The following is a 4,680-nucleotide window of genomic DNA, read 5'->3' on the forward strand; positions in this document are numbered from 1 at the left end:
GGTAAAAGCGCACCTTTACAATCTTTTAAAGAATCCTGCCCTCCATGCCGTGTTTTTATAACGGACAAAAATCTGAATTTATAACAGGCAAAAATCTATTGAATGGATTCAACTTTAAGAAAGTTGGCCATGTGCGTTTTTTTGATTTTCTCCTTCAACACCGACGACGATAAATTGTTCTTGTATATCAATGTGTTTTCATAGGAAGCATCATCATCAAACGCGCATCCTTTTCTAAAAAAAAGCTTCACACTGAAAGGAAACATCTTACGATAAAAAAAAGGCTTGTTCCTTATAAACAAGCCTCTACAGAAAATTATTGAGATAATTTTCAAAATTTTAAACAACTTCCTCTAAAAGCATTTAAGGTACTTCAGAAGCGCCAAAATGAATACAAAGGATTATCTAGCACAAAGTTAAAAAAAATCAAGAACAAAAAATTTTTACAGTTAATGCGCCCTTAAAAACGAAGCTTCTTCCCCTCCCCGCTGCGCAACAATCCAACGACTCGACAACACATTTGGACGAATCGTCTCGCTGAAATAACGTGGGCTCCAAAAACACGACAAGCCACGCCTTTCTTTAAAAAAAGATCAATCGCACTTTAAAAAAGATCAATCGCAAACACGCATAAAAGCCCCCCTATTGATAACAGATCGCTTTACATGATCAAAAATCTTGACAAACCATCGACTCAATAAAAAAGAAGCGGACTTCTTAACATGTCCGCTTCTTTAACAGTAAAATTATAACGAGGAATAATTAAAAAATTCAAGACTCTGAAGAGAACCAACTCGATAACAATTCATAGCGTACAGGATCATCAGCGCATTGTCCGCCACCGCATTCCAGTATGGTAGAAAGCAAATTTGCTGCAATTAAAAATACAAATAAGAAACTTGCCGTTTTACTCAAAATTGGAAAAGGAGAAAATTCTTTAAATTTGTGAGCCAATTCGCCTAAGATCATGACGAACGCAACAGCAAAGATACAAAGAACAGAAATAATGAAAGCCCAAGTATAAAAATGCAATCCAAAGAACGTTGAACCATATCCCAGATCATCAGGTGTGATATGCAAAAACACCTGCCGCGCAGCAACAGCACTGGTTACCATACAGCCGATAATAACCATACCATAATGGGTACTTTTCACCTTATGGTGAATATTGAGCAAGAACCCTAAACCTGCTAGCATCAATCCAACGCGTTGCAACAAACAAAGGGGACAAGGTAACTCAAATTTTACCAATTGATAATAAAAAGCAACCACCAAGACAATGGACAACCCAATCAGTCCTAGCGTATTCATAAATATAACGAAATGAGGATTTTTTTGTTCAACATTTTCCATGGCTATTCTCTCAAAAAGATAAATTTAAAGTAGAAGTTGCGTGATGATTAAACGTCAGAAGAATAACAACAAATAAAATAGCCCACAAAATATAACTTATATTTCTTTTGCCATACACCGTTGTTATTGCAGTGCCTAAAGCGATTAAAAATGGAAAAAACATGACCTTCAAATCTCCTTTCTTAAATATTCCGGTGTTTAACTGTTATTTCTGAGTTATGAGAATTCACCATATTAAAAAATTAGGCAAAAAAGAGACAAATGAATTTATTATGCACAATCCATCCTTCACTTGAATATTGTCGTTATCTTTATGGTATTGCCATTACATTTATATGAAGAAATGATGCAAAACCTCATCGCCTAAAAACGCCTCTCAGCAAAAGCACTAAAGCGTTGATTATTTGTGTTCTTTATCTCAGCAATCATTAAAGAATCTATTTCCCCCATATCTGACAGCAAAATAAGCAGCCTTTGATGAAATGAAAGATATCCCTCTGTTATTTTTTCTCAAAAACACCCTTATTTGCAACGCACTTTTGCCACAAAATCTCTTTTTTACCATAAACAGTGTTTCAAATTGCACCATATTTTACCATATATGGTAACAGTATTTATTTTAGCAATAAAAAATGAGACATTTTCTGAAAACCTTATACTTAAAAATTTTTCCAGAATATATTTCCAGCATGTATTTTTTTGCTTCAAAGGAAACAACACGTTGGCTGTTTAACATTCTCACCACTCAATATTTTAATACGACGACATTTTAATACGACAACTCAAATTAATACGACAATTCAAAGGACAGTGCTCCATGCGTTTCAAGAGCGTATTTTTCACTTTCTGTCTTGCCCCTTAAATTTAGCCCTTTCCATCCCATTTTAAAGAAACTATTTTTCTGCCAAAGATTGGCTTTGCAAAGAGATTATAAAACTCTTAAAAAAAAATGATTATAAAGAATCGCCTTGAATCTTTGAAAAGGATTGAGAATGACAAAAAAATCATGTGATGTTGCGATTTTAATGGGGAGCCAATCGGATTGGCAAACGATGTGCCATAGTGCCGATATTTTAACGAATCTTAGCATTTCTCATAGTTCGCATATTGTCTCAGCCCACCGAACCCCTGAACGCCTTTACCAATTTGCAAAAGAAGCAAAGGAAGCAGGTTTTAAAATTTTAATTGCCGGCGCTGGGGGTGCTGCGCATCTTCCTGGTATGCTTGCAGCGCTTACGCCTCTTCCTGTTTTTGGCGTTCCCGTGCATTCACACGCTCTTTCTGGTCAAGACTCTTTGCTTTCAATCGTGCAAATGCCAGCAGGAATACCGGTTGGCACATTAGCCATTGGCAAAGCAGGCGCCATTAATGCCGCCCTTTTAGCAGCAGCGGTTATGGCAGTTTACGATCATGATCTCGCCCAACGATTAGAAGATTGGCGTCAGCAACAAACAACCAATGTCGCCCTCACGCCTATAACGGAGGTTTAAAATGACACCGTTTTCCAACACGCCCCTGCCATCCAATACGTCTCCGTTATCCACCACCTCACCATCCAACGACATCACTCCATTTCACATGCTTCCTCTAGGCAGCGTCATTGGTTTAATTGGTGGTGGGCAATTGGCACGCATGCTCGCCATAGCAGCGGCAGAATTAGGATTTCGAACAGTTATTTTTTGCCCTGAATCTGATTGCCCAGCCGCTCAAACAGCCAGCAACCATATCATTGCCTCCTATGATGATCCATCAGCCTTAGATGATTTTATTGCTCAGAGCGATGTTGTCAGCTATGAATTTGAAAATCTTTTGCTTGAAACAGTTCAATATGTAGAGCAGAGCAAACCTGTTTATCCTTCTTCGCACGCATTAAAGATCGCGCAAGATCGACTTTTTGAAAAGCAATTTTTACGTGATCAAGGAATCGATACTGCCTCATGGCATGCTGTTGACGATTCTTCTTCTCTTCTTTCCGCTCTTGAAACCTTAGGGGGACGTGGTCTTTTAAAGACGCGTCGTTTTGGTTATGACGGAAAAAACCAGATCAAGCTTGATCATCCTGATGAACAAACCCTTAAAGAAGCCTTAGATGTTTTTCACAAACAGCCTTGTATTTTGGAAGAAGTTGTTCCTTTTTTAGCGGAAATTTCTGTTCTCTCGGCCCGCACAAAACAAGGAGAGCATATTTTTTATGATTGTCCTGAAAACCAACATAAAAACGGGATTCTTCATAAATCTTTTGTTCCCTCCCATCTTCCCCTTGAAGTGCAAAAAGCCGCGCAAGATATCAGCGCCACAGTCATGAATGCTCTCAATTATGTTGGTGTTCTTTGCATTGAATTTTTTGTCTTAATGGATGGTCGTCTTTTAGTGAATGAATTAGCCCCGCGTGTGCATAATTCTGGTCATTGGACGCAAAAGGCATGCATCACTTCACAGTTTGAACAGCATATCCGTGCTATTTGTGGTCTTCCCTTAGGCAGCCCCTATCGCCATAGTGATTGTCAAATGACAAATCTTCTTGGAAACAATTTGAATACGTTAAAATATTTTCTCATGCAAGAGAACACTTCAATCCACTTATATGGCAAAAGAACTATTCACCCCCAGCGCAAAATGGGCCATGTCATTCAATTAACAGGCCCAGCCAGCAAATCTTAACCCCCCACAAATACTTTTTCATACTTCTCCCCAATGAACTGAAAAAATAACTTCTCTCCCCCACCTCTTTACCCCCCGCGCCTGACAAGGCTTCACACCCCCTACAAACCCTGTCCTTTTAAGCATTAAGAACATCACCTCTCCTCACCTTCAAAAACAAAGCTCCACCCCACACCAATATCCATGCGGCTCCACAACGCCCCTAAACCTTTCAACCCGCCCCACTACTTCCCCCTCCAAACCCTCCTCTTTATAAAAACATTTCTTCCCTCTCAAAAGATAAAAACCCACACCACTCCATAATCCAACGGCTTCCCCCTCTTTCTCCCACTTCAAGCATTTCAGCCGGCGCCCACGCCTGACAAAAGCTTCATGACCCCCACAAACAAGCCCTGCGTTTTAAGGAGATCCCCGCACCCTTAACGACAAAATTCCATCCCAATCCACAATTCAACGGCTCGCCCCCCACTCCTAACCTTTCAACCCGCCCCACTGCTTCTCCCTCCAAGCCCTCCTCTTTATAAAAACATTTCTTCATAGCTAAAAAATTCACCAGCCCACTCACCTCCACCTTCCACCGCATCATTCCTCCCCATACGATAAGGTCGTTCCCTTTACTTCCCTTTTAATTCCAACCTCATAGGTGAAGACTTGCCTCTTGCACGC

4 protein-coding genes are annotated in these 4,680 nt (G+C 39.9%); 2 read left to right on the forward strand and 2 right to left on the reverse strand.

What is annotated here, in order from left to right; genetic code table 11:
• Nucleotides 1-771: 771 nt before the first annotated feature.
• Nucleotides 772-1,353, reverse strand: a complete 582-nt coding sequence (locus tag BN338_RS01230; protein WP_039758267.1) for a disulfide bond formation protein B — start codon at nt 1,351-1,353, stop codon at nt 772-774.
• A gap of 10 nt (nt 1,354-1,363) precedes the next feature.
• Complete coding sequence (locus BN338_RS12910; protein WP_039758269.1) at nt 1,364-1,516, reverse strand: DUF5993 family protein; 153 nt, start codon at nt 1,514-1,516, stop codon at nt 1,364-1,366.
• Between the two features lie 829 nt (nt 1,517-2,345).
• Here BN338_RS12910 and purE point away from each other — a divergent pair.
• Together purE and BN338_RS01245 are read left to right on the forward strand one after the other, a co-directional pair.
• On the forward strand, nt 2,346-2,843 hold the full coding sequence (gene purE, locus BN338_RS01240; protein WP_039758272.1) for a 5-(carboxyamino)imidazole ribonucleotide mutase: 498 nt from the start codon (nt 2,346-2,348) through the stop codon (nt 2,841-2,843).
• 1 nt (nt 2,844) lies between these two features.
• On the forward strand, nt 2,845-4,014 hold the full coding sequence (locus BN338_RS01245; protein ID WP_051018461.1) for a 5-(carboxyamino)imidazole ribonucleotide synthase: 1,170 nt from the start codon (nt 2,845-2,847) through the stop codon (nt 4,012-4,014).
• Nucleotides 4,015-4,680: the final 666 nt, after the last annotated feature.

Source organism: Bartonella queenslandensis AUST/NH15, from assembly GCF_000312585.1.
GTDB lineage: Bacteria > Pseudomonadota > Alphaproteobacteria > Rhizobiales > Rhizobiaceae > Bartonella > Bartonella queenslandensis_A.